Source organism: Rhodococcus sp. NPDC060086 (assembly GCF_042730275.1).
Lineage (GTDB): Bacteria > Actinomycetota > Actinomycetes > Mycobacteriales > Mycobacteriaceae > Rhodococcus.
The window spans coordinates 85,764-102,150 of the sequence record NZ_JBHWWZ010000002.1 but is presented as its reverse complement, the minus strand read 5'-3'; the positions used below and the strand labels follow the sequence as shown (position 1 = coordinate 102,150).

General features: G+C 66.7%; 18 protein-coding genes. 4 read left to right on the top strand and 14 right to left on the bottom strand.

Annotated elements, in window-relative coordinates:
- The first annotated feature begins 111 nt into the window (after positions 1 to 111).
- Positions 112 to 993, top strand: a complete 882-nt coding sequence (locus ACFWB0_RS02225; RefSeq protein WP_378488783.1) for a lytic transglycosylase domain-containing protein — start codon at positions 112 to 114, stop codon at positions 991 to 993.
- A gap of 25 nt (positions 994 to 1,018) precedes the next feature.
- Entirely contained in the window at positions 1,019 to 2,152 is a 1,134-nt protein-coding gene (locus ACFWB0_RS02220) for an Mrp/NBP35 family ATP-binding protein (RefSeq protein WP_378488782.1), read from the top strand.
- 35 nt (positions 2,153 to 2,187) lie between these two features.
- On the opposite strand, the gene tatB is transcribed toward ACFWB0_RS02220, so the two are convergent.
- The 4 genes from tatB to sigE all read right to left on the bottom strand — a co-directional run bounded on the left by tatB (position 2,188) and on the right by sigE (position 5,325).
- A complete protein-coding gene (gene tatB / locus ACFWB0_RS02215) occupies positions 2,188 to 2,604 on the bottom strand; it encodes a Sec-independent protein translocase protein TatB (RefSeq protein WP_378488781.1) in 417 nt (138 codons plus the stop codon).
- Positions 2,605 to 2,672: 68 nt separating this feature from the next.
- Positions 2,673 to 4,169 (bottom strand): trypsin-like peptidase domain-containing protein, encoded by a 1,497-nt coding sequence (locus ACFWB0_RS02210; protein ID WP_378488897.1) that lies wholly within the window; start codon positions 4,167 to 4,169, stop codon positions 2,673 to 2,675.
- Positions 4,170 to 4,367: 198 nt separating this feature from the next.
- Positions 4,368 to 4,739: an anti-sigma factor family protein gene (locus ACFWB0_RS02205; RefSeq protein WP_378488780.1), complete on the bottom strand. Its 372-nt coding sequence runs from the start codon at positions 4,737 to 4,739 to the stop codon at positions 4,368 to 4,370.
- Positions 4,740 to 4,755: 16 nt separating this feature from the next.
- A complete protein-coding gene (gene sigE, locus ACFWB0_RS02200) occupies positions 4,756 to 5,325 on the bottom strand; it encodes an RNA polymerase sigma factor SigE (protein WP_378488896.1) in 570 nt (189 codons plus the stop codon).
- Positions 5,326 to 5,677: 352 nt separating this feature from the next.
- On the opposite strand from sigE, the gene ACFWB0_RS02195 reads away from it, so the two are divergent.
- On the top strand, positions 5,678 to 6,313 hold the full coding sequence (locus ACFWB0_RS02195; protein ID WP_378488779.1) for an O-methyltransferase: 636 nt from the start codon (positions 5,678 to 5,680) through the stop codon (positions 6,311 to 6,313).
- Positions 6,314 to 6,335: 22 nt separating this feature from the next.
- Here ACFWB0_RS02195 and glgC read toward each other — a convergent pair whose 3' ends face one another.
- Positions 6,336 to 7,550 (bottom strand): glucose-1-phosphate adenylyltransferase, encoded by a 1,215-nt coding sequence (gene glgC, locus ACFWB0_RS02190; protein WP_378488778.1) that lies wholly within the window; start codon positions 7,548 to 7,550, stop codon positions 6,336 to 6,338.
- A gap of 160 nt (positions 7,551 to 7,710) precedes the next feature.
- On the opposite strand from glgC, the gene glgA reads away from it, so the two are divergent.
- Positions 7,711 to 8,883, top strand: coding sequence for a glycogen synthase (gene glgA / locus ACFWB0_RS02185; protein ID WP_378488777.1), 1,173 nt, complete (start codon positions 7,711 to 7,713; stop codon positions 8,881 to 8,883).
- Here the strand turns inward: glgA and ACFWB0_RS02180 are convergent.
- From ACFWB0_RS02180 to ACFWB0_RS02140, 9 genes are all read right to left on the bottom strand, one after another.
- Positions 8,870 to 9,745, bottom strand: a complete 876-nt coding sequence (locus ACFWB0_RS02180; RefSeq protein WP_378488776.1) for a putative RNA methyltransferase — start codon at positions 9,743 to 9,745, stop codon at positions 8,870 to 8,872. The genes glgA and ACFWB0_RS02180 overlap by 14 nt on opposite strands.
- A 101-nt stretch (positions 9,746 to 9,846) precedes the next feature.
- Positions 9,847 to 10,014 (bottom strand): DUF3117 domain-containing protein, encoded by a 168-nt coding sequence (locus ACFWB0_RS02175; protein ID WP_006554284.1) that lies wholly within the window; start codon positions 10,012 to 10,014, stop codon positions 9,847 to 9,849.
- 151 nt (positions 10,015 to 10,165) lie between these two features.
- Positions 10,166 to 10,738, bottom strand: a complete 573-nt coding sequence (locus tag ACFWB0_RS02170) for a DNA-3-methyladenine glycosylase I (RefSeq protein WP_378488775.1) — start codon at positions 10,736 to 10,738, stop codon at positions 10,166 to 10,168.
- Positions 10,735 to 11,160, bottom strand: a complete 426-nt coding sequence (locus ACFWB0_RS02165; protein WP_378488774.1) for a DivIVA domain-containing protein — start codon at positions 11,158 to 11,160, stop codon at positions 10,735 to 10,737. The genes ACFWB0_RS02170 and ACFWB0_RS02165 overlap by 4 nt, the downstream gene beginning before the upstream one ends.
- A 34-nt stretch (positions 11,161 to 11,194) precedes the next feature.
- On the bottom strand, positions 11,195 to 12,112 hold the full coding sequence (locus ACFWB0_RS02160) for a glucosyl-3-phosphoglycerate synthase (RefSeq protein WP_378488773.1): 918 nt from the start codon (positions 12,110 to 12,112) through the stop codon (positions 11,195 to 11,197).
- On the bottom strand, positions 12,109 to 13,086 hold the full coding sequence (folP, locus tag ACFWB0_RS02155) for a dihydropteroate synthase (RefSeq protein WP_378488772.1): 978 nt from the start codon (positions 13,084 to 13,086) through the stop codon (positions 12,109 to 12,111). Before folP ends, ACFWB0_RS02160 begins: the two co-directional genes overlap by 4 nt.
- A gap of 19 nt (positions 13,087 to 13,105) precedes the next feature.
- On the bottom strand, positions 13,106 to 14,881 hold the full coding sequence (locus ACFWB0_RS02150; RefSeq protein ID WP_378488895.1) for a long-chain-acyl-CoA synthetase: 1,776 nt from the start codon (positions 14,879 to 14,881) through the stop codon (positions 13,106 to 13,108).
- Between the two features lie 136 nt (positions 14,882 to 15,017).
- A complete protein-coding gene (locus tag ACFWB0_RS02145; RefSeq protein ID WP_378488771.1) occupies positions 15,018 to 15,578 on the bottom strand; it encodes a TIGR00730 family Rossman fold protein in 561 nt (186 codons plus the stop codon).
- Complete coding sequence (locus tag ACFWB0_RS02140; protein WP_378488770.1) at positions 15,572 to 16,384, bottom strand: TIGR00730 family Rossman fold protein; 813 nt, start codon at positions 16,382 to 16,384, stop codon at positions 15,572 to 15,574. The genes ACFWB0_RS02145 and ACFWB0_RS02140 overlap by 7 nt, the downstream gene beginning before the upstream one ends.
- Between the last annotated feature and the right edge of the window lie 3 nt (positions 16,385 to 16,387).

The following is a 16,387-nucleotide window of genomic DNA, read 5'->3' as shown; positions in this document are numbered from 1 at the left end:
GTAAACCCTTGTTACATCACGGTTGAGTAACGGAAGCGCATCAAATCCTGTAGTGTCGGCCCGGCCATATAACGGAGGCATCTCGAGAATGATGCCCGAGGGAGGTAAGTAGTGGGCCGGCACGCTAAGCCATTGGATTCGAAGCTCCGTCGCAATTCCGTCATCGCCATGACGGGATTGGTGCCGGTGGGCTTGGTTGCTGCAGCCGCCACCACAGCGGGCGCATCGCCCCGCACACTCCTCGGTATCCACCAGCAGGAAGCCGAGCCCGCAGCAGCCGCGACACCGATCGACGACATCACCGCAGCCGTGAACGCCGTCGACATCCCGCAGGCCATCGCTGTCGCCCAGAACGTCATGCTCGCTCCGAAGCCCGCCGCCACACCTGCACCGAAGGCGGCGCCCGAACCGGAACCCGAACCCAAGGTTCTGCACGAAGGTCCTCTCGGAATTCCCGGCATCAACTTCGACGCCTACATCAACGCCGAACGGATCCTCAATGAGGAGAACCCGGGTTGCGGCATGTACTGGACGCTGCTCGCAGGCATCGGCCGCGTCGAATCCGGCCATGCCAACGGAGGCCAGGCCTACGAGGACGGCAACCTCCACAAGCCCGTCATCGGCCTCCCCCTCAACGGCAGCCTTCCCGGCCAGGCCGTGATCACCGACACCGACGGCGGCGTCCTCGACGGCGACACCGTGTACGACCGGGCCGTCGGACCGATGCAGTTCATCCCCACCACGTGGGCCCAGTACGCAGGCGACGGCAACGGCGACGGCAAGGCCGACCCGCAGAACCTCTACGACTCGACGCTGACCACCGCGCGGTACCTGTGCGACGGCGGCCTCGACATGCGCAACCTCGCGCATTCGACGAAGGCCATCCACCGCTACAACAATTCGATGGCGTACGTCGCGAACGTCCTCGCCTGGTCTGCCGCGTACTCCACCGGCATCTCACCCAGCGCAGCCGACCTGCCGAGTATCCACTGACCCACCGCCACCTACCATGGTCACCATGGCAGTCCTCGAGTCCGAAATCCGAAGCGCGCTCGCACGTGTCCAGGATCCGGAGATCCGCAAGCCCATCACGGACCTCGGAATGGTCAAGAGCGTCGACATCCGCGACGACAGCAGCGTCGACATCGAGGTGTATCTCACGACGGCCGGGTGCCCGATGCGCACCGAGATCACCGATCGCGTCACCAAGGCCGTAGCCGACGTCGCCGGAGTAGGTGAGATCCGGGTGACGCTCGACGTGATGAACGACGAGCAGCGCACCGCCCTGCGCAAGTCCCTTCGCGGTGATTCCGCCGAACCCGTCATCCCGTTTGCGCAACCCGGTTCGCTCACCCGCGTCTACGCCGTGGCCTCCGGCAAGGGTGGTGTCGGTAAGTCGTCGGTGACTGTCAACCTCGCCGCTGCGCTGGCCGATCGCGGGCTGTCGGTGGGTGTGCTCGATGCCGACATCTACGGCCACTCGATTCCGCGCATGCTCGGCACGTCGGCCAAGCCCACCCAGGTGGAGCGGATGATCATGCCGCCCGTCGCGCACGAAGTGAAGATGATCTCCATCGCCCAGTTCACTGAGGGGAACACCCCGGTGGTGTGGCGCGGCCCGATGCTTCACCGGGCACTGCAGCAGTTCCTCGCCGATGTGTTCTGGGGCGATCTCGACGTGCTGCTGCTCGACCTTCCGCCCGGCACAGGCGACGTCGCGATCTCGGTGGCGCAATTGGTCCCCAATGCGGAGATCCTCGTCGTCACCACCCCGCAGCAGGCAGCCGCGGAGGTCGCCGAGCGCGCCGGGTCGATCGCGTTGCAGACCCGTCAGCGCATCGCAGGTGTCGTCGAGAACATGTCGTGGCTCGAACTGCCCGACGGCACGAAGATGGATATTTTCGGAACGGGTGGCGGCCAGGCCGTCGCCGATCGGCTCTCCCGCGCCGTGGGTGCCCCCGTGCCGCTGCTCGGGCAGATCCCTCTCGACCCGGCCATCCGCGAATCCGGCGATGCGGGCACTCCGATCGTTCTCAGTGCACCCGATTCCCCACCGGGCATCGCGCTGCGGGAGATCGCCGAGAAGCTCGCTGTACGTCGCCGCGGTCTGGCCGGCATGTCGCTGGGGATCGACACCACCCGGAATTTCTGAGCTGCCCTACGAAGCCCCTCCTCGGGGCGAGCGCCTTACGTCGCGTCGAAATCGATCGGCGGGGTCTCGCCCGGAGCGAGGGGCTTCGACATGTTCGGCCGCGACGAGGCCGGGCCGGTGGACGAGCCCGTGCCGTTGGCCGACGGTGGCGACGGCGACTCGAAGTTGCCCGTGAGGATCGAGTCGTCGCCGTCGAGTAGATGCTTGGTGATGACGGCCTTCGGTGTCATGCCCCGCAACTGGTTCAGGTCGGACAAGGGTTTCTGCAGATCCTCGAAGTCAGGCCCGAGTTCGTCCTTGAGTTGCTGGCGGGCGCCCGACGCGTACTCGCGCACCTGACGCAGTGACTTGGTCACCCACGACACCGCACCCGGAAGTCTCTCCGGACCGAGAACCACGAGGGCCGCGATGAGGAGGACCATGAACTCGCCCCAACCGATGTTGCCGAACACCGCACCAGACTACGTGGTCGATGCAGAATTGCAGTACCTGCAGCGGATATCACAATCCTTGATCGGGATCAGTCCGATACCGGCGTGACCTCGATGTCGACGAGTCTTCCCTCCCTCACCAGCTGCACGGTGACCGGCTCGTCCATCTCCTGCAGATGAACTGCGACGACGAGCTCGTCCGCACTGGTGACCTCTCGATCGCCGACCTTGACGATCACGTCGCCCTCGACGATGCCTGCACTCTGCGCCGGGCTGCCCTGTTGCACGTTGGCCACTTCGGCGCCGCTGGCGACGTCGTTGACGACGGTTCGGGCATTCACACCGATCTCGGGATGATGCATCACGCCGTCGCTGATGAGAGCCTGCGCAACCTCTGTGACTGTATCGATCGGAATCGCGAAGCCCAGACCCACGGATCCGCCGGTCTCCGACTTGATCGCCGAGTTGATACCGATGACCCGGCCCTCGGCGTCGATGAGAGGCCCGCCCGAATTTCCGGGGTTGATGGCCGCGTCGGTCTGCACCGCATCGATGACCGCGTCGGTGTCGGTGCCCTGCCCGTTCAACCGCATAGGCCGGTGCAGCGCACTGACGATGCCGCGGGTGACGGTCTTGTTCAGTCCGAGGGGTGACCCCACCGCCACCACGTCTTCGCCCACCTGGACGTCCTCCGACCGGCCCAGTTCGGCGACGACGAGATTGTCGACGTCGTCGACCTTCAGGATCGCGAGGTCGGTCTTGATGTCGCGCCCGACGATCGACGCAGGCACCTTCGTGCCGTCGTTGAACGTCACCTGCACGTTGGCCTCGGGGTTGTTGGCGGCCATCGACACCACGTGATTGTTGGTGGCGATGTAACCCTCGCCGTCGATCACTACGCCCGATCCGGTTCCGGCATCCTGGCCGAGCGTGACCTGGATCGACACGACCGAGGGCAGCACAGCGTCGGCCACCTGCGCGACCGTGCCGGTCGGTGCTTCCTCGCCTGCCGCGACCTGGGCCAGCGACACACCGCGACTGGTCAACGACCCGTCCTCGGACAGCACCAACGCGACGACGAGTCCCCCGACCATTCCGATGACGACGGCAACGGCAGCGAGGGTCGCAAGTGCGCGCGGTTCGACGCGGCGGTCGAAGAGGACTTCTCGGAGCGCAAGTTTGCGGGCAGGCGGCAGGTCGTGTTCGACGGTCTCCGCGACAGGCGGGCCGAGTCGCACGGCCGAGTCCGGGTCGCGCCAGGGGTCGGGTTCGATGGTCTCGGCAGGTTCCTCACCGACGTCACCGGGTGGGCGCTGGAGCGTGTCGACGGCGTCGTCGGGACGCCCGTACGCCTCGGCGAAGATCGGGTCGGGCGGTGGCGCGTGGTGAATCCGCGGATCCGGGTTCCGGTCTCGCGGGATCGCTCCGAAGGGACCGTCGGAACCTGCGGGTCGGCCGAAGACCCGAGCGGCGGAGGGATCGACGGAGGGCCGATACACGGGTCGCGGCTCGAGGCGCGGCGCGTCGGCGGGTCGTTCGATCACCCCGGGCGATCGGTCGGGCCGGCCCGAAGCGGCGTCGGGCAGGCCCTCTGCATGGGGGTCACCTCGCCCCGTCCGTTGCACACCCGGCCGTTGCCCTCCCGCCGGTTGCCTGGCCGTCGGTTGCCCGCCCGTCGGTTGCACAGAATCGCCGCTCACGCGTGTCCGTCTCCCCCGTGTAGGTCCGTCACGCAGCCCAGTATCACCGATGGCACTGTGTCTGCTGCTACCGCCCGCTCGCTGTCAACGACGACGGCGGATCGACCACCGACGTGTACTCCACGGATCCTGGGCGGCTGCGTCGAAAAGTCCGCCCGCACCCGGTGGGCGGACGGGGTCGGCGGGGGGCTTGTCGCAGAGGTGGCTGGGAATGTTGCTCAGGGCACCGAGCAGCGAGGACGGCATCTGCGGAGCCTGACGGGCCGCAGACCGCAGTGCGCGGCTGGCCTGTTCCTGCGCTTCGACCTCGGTCGCGCATTCGGGACAGATGGACAGGTGCTGTGCGGCGCGGAGATACGCCGACATCCGGAGTTCCCCGTCGACGAATGCGGCAACAGCTTCGCTGGCCAAGTGTTCCGTGGAACCGAACCTGCGAGGTGGTTGCACCATCGTCATCAAATCCTCCCGGCGGCTACCCCGCATCGACGCGACCGACTTCGACCTTTCCATGCTCGCGCAGGTGCTCACGCAGCGCCTGGCGGCCTCGGTGGATGCGGCTACGCACCGTACCGAGCTTCACCCCCAGTGTGGCACCGATCTCCTCGTAGGAGAGTCCCTCGATGTCACAGAGCACCACCGCGGCACGGTACTCCGGTGCCAACGAGTCCAACGCGGACTGCAGATCGGCACCGAGGCGGGCGTCGTGGTAGATCTCCTCGGGGTTCGGCCCCTGGGCCGGTACCCGATCGTAGTCCTCCGGAAGCGCTTCCATCCGGATGCGATTCCGTCGGCGCACCATGTCGAGGAACAGATTCGTCGTGATTCGATGCAGCCAGCCCTCGAAAGTGCCCGGCTGATAGTCCTGCAATGAGCGGAACACCCGGATGAACGTGTCCTGGGTGAGATCTTCGGCATCCTGGGCATTGCCGGAAAGACGGTAGGCAAGGCGGTACACGCGGTCGCCGTGCTCACGGACCAACTCGTCCCATGACGGCATCGCAGCACGATCACCGGTGGCATCGAAGACCGCCGTGCCGCTCATGTCGGCATCGGCATCGGTGGGTGTGAGCACGTCGGGGGTGGGGACGGTGTCGGATCTTTGCATGTGGATCGGTGGATCCTCCTCTTCGGGACCGCTGATCAAAACGACATTCTCCCGGTGTTCAACGTTCGGGCGCGGAATTCTATTTCCCGCCGCGTGCCCGCTCCGTCGTTTCCGATCGTCGTCCGATGATCGTCGAACCTGCGGTCTGTTGCGTATCCGACCATCACTGTTCACCACGGCGATGTGGACGCCGTATGAGTACCCTGAAAGTCAGCTGAGAAACCACGAACGTCGGATTCTGGGGCGCGCCTGCCTGCGTTGATGCGGTCGCGAGGATAGCCTCAGTGGGGTGCAGACCAATGCCGACCGGATCCTGGCCCACGCGGAGAATGTCGTCGTCGAAGACGACGATCTCGTCAACGCGCGCGAACGCGCCCTCGATCTCGGCGCCGAACCCGTTTCACCGTCCGTGGGCGCAGCGTTGTCCCTGTTCGCGCGCATGCTCGATGCGCGAACCGTCGTCGAGATCGGCACCGGCGCCGGTGTGAGCGGACTGTGGTTGCTCCACGGATTACGCGAGGACGGGGTGCTCACCACCATCGACAGCGAACCCGAGCACCAGCGGGCCGCGAAGATCGCGTTCCGCGACGGCGGGGTGGTCGCGTCCCGCACTCGGCTGATCAACGGCCGCGCACTCGACGTCCTGCCACGGCTCGCGGATTCCGGATACGACCTCGTCTTCGTCGACGCCACCCCCGCCGACCATCCGCACTTCGTCCGGGAGGGCGTACGACTGCTGAGGCCCGGCGGGGTCATCGTGTTGCACAACGCACTGCTCGACGGGAGGGTCGCCGACCCGTCCGCACGGGATTCGACGGTGCTCGCCGTTCGTGAGGCCGCGCGTGCCATCTCTCAGGACGATCGGCTGGCGCCGGTGGTACTGCCGCTCGGCGACGGTCTGCTGTGCGCTGTGCGCATGAGCTGAGCGACGTCCCTGGGCAGTACAGCTAGATCCACACACCCTTACCGATGGCGACGACTCCGCCGTTGCTCACCGCAAAGCGCTGACGGTCGCGTTCGAGATCGACTCCGATGATCTCGCCGTCTCCGACGACGACGTTCTTGTCGAGAATCGCGTGGCGCACCACTGCACCTTTGCCGATCCGCACGCCGGGCATCAACACACTGCCCTCGACGGTGGCGCCGTGCTCGACCATCACGTTGGAACTGAGCACAGAATTGCGGACGGTCGCGGCCGACAGGATACTTCCGGCCCCGACGATCGATTCCTGCGCGAGACCGCCCTGCACGAACTTCGCGGGCGGGAGGTTCTCGGCGGCGCCTCGGATGGGCCAGCGCGTGTTGTACAGATTGAAGATGGGGTGGACCGACACCAGATCCATGTGCGCGTCGTAGAACGCGTCGAGTGTTCCGACATCGCGCCAGTAGGCGCGGTCGCGTTCGGTGGCTCCCGGAACCACGTTGTTGTTGAAGTCGTAGACGTGCGCGACGCCCTGCGCCACGAGCGCGGGGATGATGTCGCCGCCCATGTCGTGGTCGGAGTCCGAGTTCTCCGAATCCGCCCGCAACGCCTCGACCAGCACCTTGGTGGTGAAGACGTAGTTGCCCATGGAAGCGAAGGTCACGTTGGGATCGTCCGGCGTGCCGGGCGGGTGCGCGGGCTTCTCGAGGAACTGCGTGATGCGGCCCTGCTCGTCGCTGTCGATGCATCCGAACGCGAACGCTTCGCTACGCGGAACCCGGATACCCGCGACGGTGACACCGGCACCGGATTCGATGTGCTGACGCACCATCTGCTCGGGATCCATCCGGTAGACGTGGTCGGCGCCGAACACGACGATGTATTCGGGGTCCTCGTCGTACACCAGGTTCAGCGACTGCAGGATCGCGTCGGCGCTCCCGGTGTACCAGCGCGGTCCCAGGCGCTGCTGCGCGGGCACCGGGGTGATGTATTCACCGGTGAAGCCGGACAGTCGCCAGGTCTGGGAGATGTGCCGATCGAGCGAGTGCGACTTGTACTGCGTCAGCACACAGATCCGCAGGTATCCCGCGTTGACGAGGTTGCTCAGCACGAAATCGATCAGCCGGTATGCGCCACCGAACGGCACCGCGGGCTTCGCGCGGTCCGCGGTCAACGGATACAGCCGCTTACCCTCGCCGCCGGCGAGCACTATCCCGAGCACATGTGGCTGGCTCCTCACACGCTCAACCTATCCGCACTGCCCACGATGCCGCCAGCCAAGCGCGAGTCGGACGGCGTGTCCCGGCCTGTCGCATGTGTCCCGCTGTCGCATGTGTCCTGTTGTCTCGGCGTTCGGGGATCGAGTGGCCGGAATCTCGACGGGCGGATAGTTTGATGCGGTGCGGGTGGCAATGATGACACGGGAATATCCGCCCGAGGTATACGGCGGCGCAGGCGTTCACGTAACCGAGCTCGTGTCGCAACTCCAGCGACTGTGCGAGGTCGACGTGCACTGCATGGGAGCACCCCGCGACACGGCGATCGTGCACTCCCCCGACCCGGCTCTCGCCGGTGCCAACGCTGCGCTGACCACTCTTTCGGCGGAACTGCGCATGGCCCACGCGGCGGCCGGAACGGACATCGTCCACTCTCACACCTGGTACTCGGGTCTGGCCGGTCATCTCGCCGCCGAACTGTACGACGTGCCTCATATCCTCACCGCTCATTCGCTCGAGCCCCGGCGCCCGTGGAAGGCCGAGCAACTCGGCGGCGGTTACCGCATTTCGTCGTGGTCCGAACGCAACGCGGTGCAGTACGCGAATGCCATCATCGCTGTCAGCGACGGCATGCGCCTCGACGTTCTCGATGCGTACCCGTTCGTCGACCCCGCGCGTGTCCACGTGGTGCGCAACGGCATCGACACCGAGGCGTGGCATCCGAGCCCACTCGCACCGGGTACCGAATCGGTGCTGCCGACGATCGGTGTCGATCCCGAGGCCCCGATCGCCGTGTTCGTCGGACGCATCACCCGGCAGAAGGGGCTCGGTCATCTGATCGCGGCCGCACACCGGATCTCACCCGATATCCAGCTGGTGCTGTGCGCGGGTGCACCCGACACCCCCGAACTCGCCGCGGACACCGAACGGGCCGTGGCGGAACTGCAGAGCGCCCGGGGCAACGTCATCTGGGTGAAAGAAATGCTTCCACGCGAATCGGTCCGCGAGCTACTCGCCGCCGCACAGGTTTTCGTGTGTCCCTCGGTCTACGAGCCGCTCGGCATCGTGAACCTCGAAGCGATGGCCTGCGAGACGGCCGTGGTGGCGTCGGACGTGGGCGGGATCCCCGAGGTGGTGCAGGACGGTGTCACCGGCACGCTCGTGCATTACAACTCGTACGAACCTACCGCCTACGAACGGGCCCTCGCGGACGCAGTCAACGACCTCGCCTCCGATCCCGCACGTGCCGCCGAATACGGACGGGCGGGACGGCAGCGGGCGATCACCGAATTCTCGTGGGCGCAGATCGCGCGCGACACCCTCGCCGTCTACCAGGACGCGCTCAGCCGTCGCTGATCCCACCGTCCTGCCGGACCCTGTCACCGTCCTGCCGGACCCACGTCGACACCACTACAGACGCAGTCACCTCGAATCCGTCGGGCAGCGCCTCCACCATCTCGGTGCGTTGCTGCGCGGTGAGATGGAAGGCGGACGGACCCATACCGACGAGACCGGTGAGTGCCGGACGTGTCAGCTCCATCGCAAAACGAACCTCGGAGCGGTCGCGGCGTTCGAACCGCCCCGACAGCGCGGCCGACAATCGTTCGGTCTTGCGTTCGTCGACGCTGACCATCCCGGGCAGCGACACCAGTTCACCCAGGTGCTCCGGGGTCGGAGTGACCACCACGAGCGTCCCTCCCGGCTCGAGTATCCGGTGCACCTCGGACGCGTTCCGCGGCGCGAACACCGACAGGACGTGCCCGAGCGACCCGGACCGAACCGGAATTCGCTCCCACGCGTCCGCCAGGACGGCGCCGGTGCGGGGATGGCTACGGGCGATTCGGCGGACCGCCGGCTTCGATACGTCGAGACCGATACCTCGGGAGCCGGGCATCTCGTCGAGGACCCTCGCAAGATACTGCCCGGTTCCCGCACCCACCTCGAGCACACCGGTATCGGACGGGGCCGACGTGCATGCGGTTGCCACCGCGTCGCGGATCGGATCGTAGTGGCCGGTTCCGAGGAACTCGGCCCGGTCGGCGATCATCTCCGCGGTGTCGCCGGTGAACCGTGTCGCCGCGCCGGTAAGGAGCGTGACGTAACCCTGTCGCGCGATGTCGAAGCTGTGGCCGCGTTCGCACAGCACCGCTGTGTCGTCGAGGTCCATCGCAGACTCACAGTGTGGGCAGGCGAGGAGGTCGATCACCGAGTCGAGCATGGTTTCCCTTCATCCACGACGCACACGGCAGTTCGACCGGTACGAAACCGGGCCCCGCACGTAACAACGCAAGGCCCGGAAACGCACGAAAGAGGCGCTGATCAGCTGGTGACACTCTTGAGTTCGTCGCCGAGGGCCGCAGCCTCTTCCGGCGTGAGCTCGACGACCAAACGTCCGCCGCCCTCGAGTGGAACCCTCATGACGATTCCTCGTCCCTCTTTGGTTGCTTCGAGGGGACCGTCCCCGGTCCGGGGCTTCATGGCCGCCATCCTCTGCTCCCTCCAAATCTGCACCCGACCTCCGGGCGCGTGGGTTACCGTGTGGTTGCCTCGTCGCCGTCGACGATGCGCGCTCCACCATTGTTCCCTATCGAGGTCCGCGCTGGACAGCGGACTCCCGCGTGCGGCCGCGCGGAGTAGGTCAAGCGTCCGATCGAACCCAGCACTCGGCGAGGTGATCGTCGACCATTCCGGTGGCCTGCATGAGGGCATACGCAGTGGTGGGGCCCACAAAACGGAAGCCTCTCCGCTTGAGCTCACGTGCCATCGCCGTCGACTCCGGGGTCACGGCCGGGATCCGATCCACGGAATCGAACCGGTCGGCGCGCCGCGCAGGCGCGAACGACCACAGCAACGTGTCGAGGTCGGAATCGTCGAGGTCGAGTACCGCTCGCGCGTTCGACACCACCGCCTCGATTTTCAGCCGGTTACGGACGATGCCCGCGTCGGCCATCAGTTCGGCGATCTTCTCGTCGTCGTAGCGGGCGACGACGTCGACATCGAAACCGTCGAACGCCGCACGGAACGCCTCCCGCTTGCGCAGGATCGTCAGCCACGACAGACCCGACTGGAAGGCCTCGAGGGCGAGTCGCTCGAAGAGTTCGTCGCGACCGTGCAGTTCCCGTCCCCACTCGGTGTCGTGGTAATCGCGGTAGAGCGTCTCGCCGGGGCGATCGATCGCCCAAGGGCATCGCACCCGCGCATCGTCGGTCATGATGTGGCCCCTTCGTCTGCATCCTGCTTCTCGGCCTCGGGCTGCTCCGAAGTCCGGACCTCAGGATCGTCGCCGGGCTCGTCGACGGCGGGAACTGGTGCATCGGACACGGGCGCATCGTCGCCGAGAGTCTCGGCCGACCCCTCGTACTCCTCGATCCGGCCCCGGAGTTCGTCGATCTCACGAGCGAGCCGATCGAGCGCCCAGTCGACCTCGCCCATCTTGTACCCGCGCAGCGTCTGCTGGAAGCGCAGGTCTCGCACGTCGGTCCCCGTCACCTCGGACGCGGGCAGAACCGTGGCGGTGGTGCCGGGCGGGATGGGGGCGAGCGCCTCACCGCGCCCGAACACCACGGTCGCGACGACGAACAGCGCGGCGCCGACGACGACGATGACGAGCACGTAGAGCAGAATCGTCAGCATTCCTCGATCTTGACACGCCGCGCCGACATCCGAGTCAGCCGGTGATCGTCACCATCGGCGGGCGGTCCTCGAGGCTCACGTGGGTCTCGACGGGACTGAACGAGTCGCCGTCGACGAGGAACTGGGTCAGCGGCGCACCCGAATCCGCGATTCCGCAACGGCCCAACATGGTTCCGACGATCTGCCGGCTCATCGCCCCGAGTTCGGACAGCGGGCGGTTTCGATGCTTGCGCACTCCCAGGTTGACCTGGGCGATCGCATCGAGACCGAGCCGGTCGTACGTGTCGAGGAGAAGTCCGATCTCGACGCCGTAGCCCGGCGCGAACGGAACCGACTGCAGCAGCTCCCGGGTGCCCGCGTATTCGCCTCCGAGAGGTTGGAGTACACACGTCAGTTCCGGTCGCAGTGCGGCGAGCAGCGGTCGCGCGACCAGCTCGGTGACCCGGCCGCCGCCGGAGGCGTCCTCGGCGCCACTGACTCGGAGGGGTCGCCGGTAGAAACCCTTGACGAGGTGGATCCCGTCGCCGAGCAGCAGCGGCCCGAGGAGCTTCGGCACGAACGCCGGGTCGGGGTTGATGAGATCGGAATCGACGAACGCGATCAGGTCGCCGGACGTTGCCGCGATCGACCGCCACAGGACCTCGCCCTTCCCTCGGACCGGCGGCAGACCGGGCACCGCATCCTCTCGTGAGATCGTGCGCGCACCTGCGGCACGCGCGCGAGTCACGGTCTCGTCGGTGGAGCCCGAGTCGAGCACCACCAGCTCGTCGACCAGACCGCCGAGGAGCGGATGAATGGTGTCGACGACCTTCCCGACGGTGTCTTCCTCGTCGAGAGCAGGCAATACCACCGTGACCGTGCGTCCGGCCTTCGCGCGCTCGAGTTCCGCGACCGTCCATGTGGGACGGTCCCAGCTGTTCGCTTCGCTCCAGGTGCGCGTGGGGGCGCTCATGCCAGTCCCCTGACTGTGCGTGCAGGCCGACGGGTGCCGGCGATCGCCGCCGTCATGTCGACCACGCGACGGGTCGCTGCGACCTCGTGTACCCGGAACACCCTCGCGCCTGCTGCCGCGGCCAGTGTTGTCGCTGCCAATGTGCCCTCCAACCGCTCGGCGAGTTCGACACCCAGAGTCTCGCCTACGAAGTCCTTGTTACTGAGCGCCATGAGCACCGGCCACCCGCTTTTTACGAGAACGTCCACGTGCCGCAACAATTCGAGCCCGTGGTAGGTGTTCTTCCCGAAGTCGTGAGTCGGATCGATGAGGATCGAGTCGGCCGCGACACCTCGCCGCGCAGCGTCCTCGGCAGCTCCGACGACCACGGCCGCGACCTCGGCGACGATATCGGCGTACCGCACCCGGTGGGGTCGGGTCCGCGGGATGGCGCCACCGGTGTGGGAGCACACGATGCCCACCTCGAGCTCGGCTGCGACATCGACGAGCTCGGGATCGGCACCCGCCCACGTGTCGTTGATCAGATCGGCACCTTCGGCCACGGCACGCCGGGCCACGTCGCTGCGCCACGTGTCGACGCTGATGAGCACATCCGGGTACCGCTCACGGATCGCCGCGACGAACGGCACGACCCGCCTGATCTCCTCGGCGGCGTCGACGAGTTCGCCGGGTCCCGCTTTGACGCCGCCGATGTCCACGAGATCGGCGCCCTCGCGGACCGCCCGGTCGACGGCGGCGAGCGCAGCGTCATCGGTGAACGTCGCACCCCGGTCGTAGAAGGAATCCGGGGTGCGGTTGACGATCGCCATCACGAGGGCACGGTCGGTGGGGACCTGGCGGCCGCACAGCGTCGGAGACGGTCGTCCGCCCAGCGTCGGAGAGGGCTGTCCGCCCAGCGTCGGAGACGCGGGCCCGGGTGGGCGCACGTGGGCCTGCGCGGGCAACTCGGGAACCTCTGCGGCGGAACCGGTCATGGCTCCCATCCTGACATGATCAGCGTCGGGGCATTTCACCACGCGTGACCGCATCGACGTATCCCTCGTAGTGGGGGCGGTATCCCTCCGAGCGATCCGCGAGAACGAGGAGTTCGTCGGAGCCGATGTCGGTGTAGCCCTGATTGCGCAGATCCACCTTGCGGCTCTTGAAGGTCGTCGTGTGCTCGAGTTCGTCGACGATCCGCACGAACAGCGGTACGGCGTAGTCGGGGAGCGCACGGTGCAGGGCAGCGGAGAGTTCCGCACCGTCGAGCTCCGCGTCCGGATGCAACGTCACCGCCACCATGCCTGCGCGGCCTTCCACACCGGGCACCTCGACGCCGTAGACGACCGCCTCGGCGATCGACTCGTGGGACGACACTGCGCCTTCGACCTGGGTCGTCGCAACGTTCTCACCCTTCCACCGGAAGGTGTCGCCGAGGCGATCGACGAATGCCACGTGAAGGAAACCCTGCTTGCGGACGAGGTCGCCGGTGTCGAACCAGACGTCGCCGTCGCTGAACGCGTCGCGGACGAGTTTGGCCTCGGTCGCGTCCGGATCGGTGTACCCGTCGAAGGGGGCGCGGGAGGTGACCTTCGCGAGCAGCAGTCCGGCCTCACCTCGCCGGACGCCCTTCAGCCGCCCGTCTGCACCGCGGCGCGCCTTGCCGGTGTCCGGGTCGTAGTCCACCACGGCGTGTGGCAGGGGGCAGATTCCCGCGGTGCGGGTCTGGTTGAGGGCATTGATGAATGCGATGTTGCATTCGCTGGCGCCGTAGAATTCTGCGACGCGTTCGATTCCGAAGCGTTCGGTGAACTGGGTCCAGATCTCGGGTCGCAGTCCGTTGCCCACCATGAGCCGGATGCCGTTGTCGCGATCGTCGGGGCGCTCGGGCTGGTTGAGCAGGTAGCGGCAGATCTCGCCGATGTAGATGAATGCGGTGGCGCCGTTGCGGCGGGCGTCCGTCCAGAATCCCGAGGCCGAGAATTTGCGGCCGAGCGCCAGTGTCGCGCCCGAGCTGAGCACCGACGACAGCGCAACCGTGAGCGCGTTGTTGTGATAGAGCGGAAGGCAGCAGTACAGGGTGTCGTCGCGGCGCAGGCGCACGCCCAGCCCTCCGAGCCCGGACATCGATTTCAGCCAGCGGAAGTGCGACATCTTGCTGGCTTTGGGCAGACCCGTCGTACCCGAGGTGAAGATGTAGTAAGCGGTCTCGGAGGCCTGCAGACGTTCGGTGACGGCCGGGTTCGCGGAATCGGCTTCGGCGGCGAACGAGTCGAGTTCGTCGACGCGCAGCACCGCTTCCGCCTGCGGCGGACCGTCGAGGGACTCGATGATTTCTTCGCACTCTTCGCCGACCACGAGGACACGGCTGTCGAGCAGTCCGAGGCTGTGGGCGAGCACCTCACCGCGCTGGTGGTTGTTGAGCATGCCTGCGGCGGCTCCGAGCTTGACCGCTGCGAGGGTGATGAGCAGGGCCTCGGGGCGGTTCGTCATGAGGATGCCCACGACGTCGCCCGCCTGCACGCCCCGCGCTGTCAGCACAGCTGCGTATCGGTTGACCTGTGCGTTCGCGTCGCCGTAGCTCAATGTGTCGCCGTCGAAGCGTAGGAAGGGGTGATCGGGCCGGCGGTCGGCGAGTTTCTGGAACACCGAGCCGATCGTTTCGCGCGCCCGTGGGGTGCGGGTCATTCCGAGTGCTCCGCGCAGCAGGCTCGGCGCATCGGGCAGCATGGCAGGCAATTGGGTAAGGAGACCGATCGGGGAGACGGTCGAATCACGCTCGGTGGACACGGGGTTGTTCAACTTCGTTCCTCACGGCGGTGTTCAGGGCTCACGGCGGTGTTCAGGGCGGCGGGTTCGGACGAAGTCGTAGCTCCCCCCGAACTTACCGAAGAGTAGATAATCGATCGGTCGAGCGAAACCCCCTCTACGCCTGTACGGCCACGACACACCGATCGAGCGCGTCCTCGATATCGCCTGTGACCTGCAGGGAATCGAGTGCACGCCGCGCCACGAACCCGGTGTCGACCATCGACTCGATCCACGTGAGCAGTCCGGTGTAATGCCCGACCGGATCGAGCAGCACCATGGGTTTGTCGTGCATTCCCAAGTATCCCGCGGTCCAGGTCTCGAACAGCTCCTCGAGCGTGCCGATCCCACCGGGGAGGGTGATGAACGCGTCGGCGCGCGTCTCCATGATCTCCTTGCGCTGCCGCATCGTGTCGGTGACGACGAGTTCGTCCGCATCGACGTCGGCAACCTCGCGGTGCACGAGTGCCTTCGGGATGACCCCGACCGTGTGTGCCCCCGACGCACGGGCGGCCTCGGCGATCGCACCCATCATCGACACGTTGCCCCCACCCGAGACCAACCGCCAGCCACGGCGCCCCAGCGCCGTGCCGACCGCGCTCGCGAACTCGAGGTACGACTTGTCCACCGGACCGGACGCACAGTAGACGCACACCGCCAGGCCGGGCTCGCTCACCACGAGGCCTCCTCACCGTAGAGCTCGTGCTCGTCCTCACCGCGGTGCGCAGCGACGATGATCTGTACCGCTTCCTCGATGCTGTCCGTGACCGAGATCAGGTCCATGTCTTCCGCCGAGATCTTGCCCTCACGCAGCATCGCCGTGCGGATCCAGTCGAGCAGTCCCGACCAGTACTCGGTACCGACCAGCACGATCGGGAATTGGGTGATCTTGTGGGTCTGCACCAGCGTGACCGCTTCGAACAGCTCGTCGAGCGTGCCGAATCCACCGGGTAGGCAGACGAACGCCTGCGAGTACTTCACGAACATCGTCTTGCGCGCGAAGAAGTACCGGAAGTTCAGGCCCAGATCCACCCAGTCGTTGAGCGACTGCTCGAAGGGCAGTTCGATGCCCAGGCCGATCGAGAATCCACTCGACTCGCTCGCCCCGCGGTTCGCAGCCTCCATCGCTCCGGGCCCACCACCGGTGATCACGGCGTAGCCGGCCTCGACGAGGGCAGCACCGAGGCGACGACCGAGTTCGTAGTCCGCGTGGTCCGTCGGCGTACGCGCCGACCCGAACACCGCGACGGCACGCGGCACCTCGGCGAGCGCACCGAACCCTTCGACGAATTCGCTCTGAATGCGCAGGACCCGCCACGGATCGGTGTGCACCCAGTCGGCGGGACCGCGCCGGTCGAGCAGGCGCTGATCCATCATGGTGGACTCGAAAGCCCGGTCGCCGCGCAATTGCACGGGTCCGCGATGCACGATCTCGTCGCGATCGCGTCGACTGTCGGAGTTCGTCGGGGCTTCGTCGCCTGGCATGTC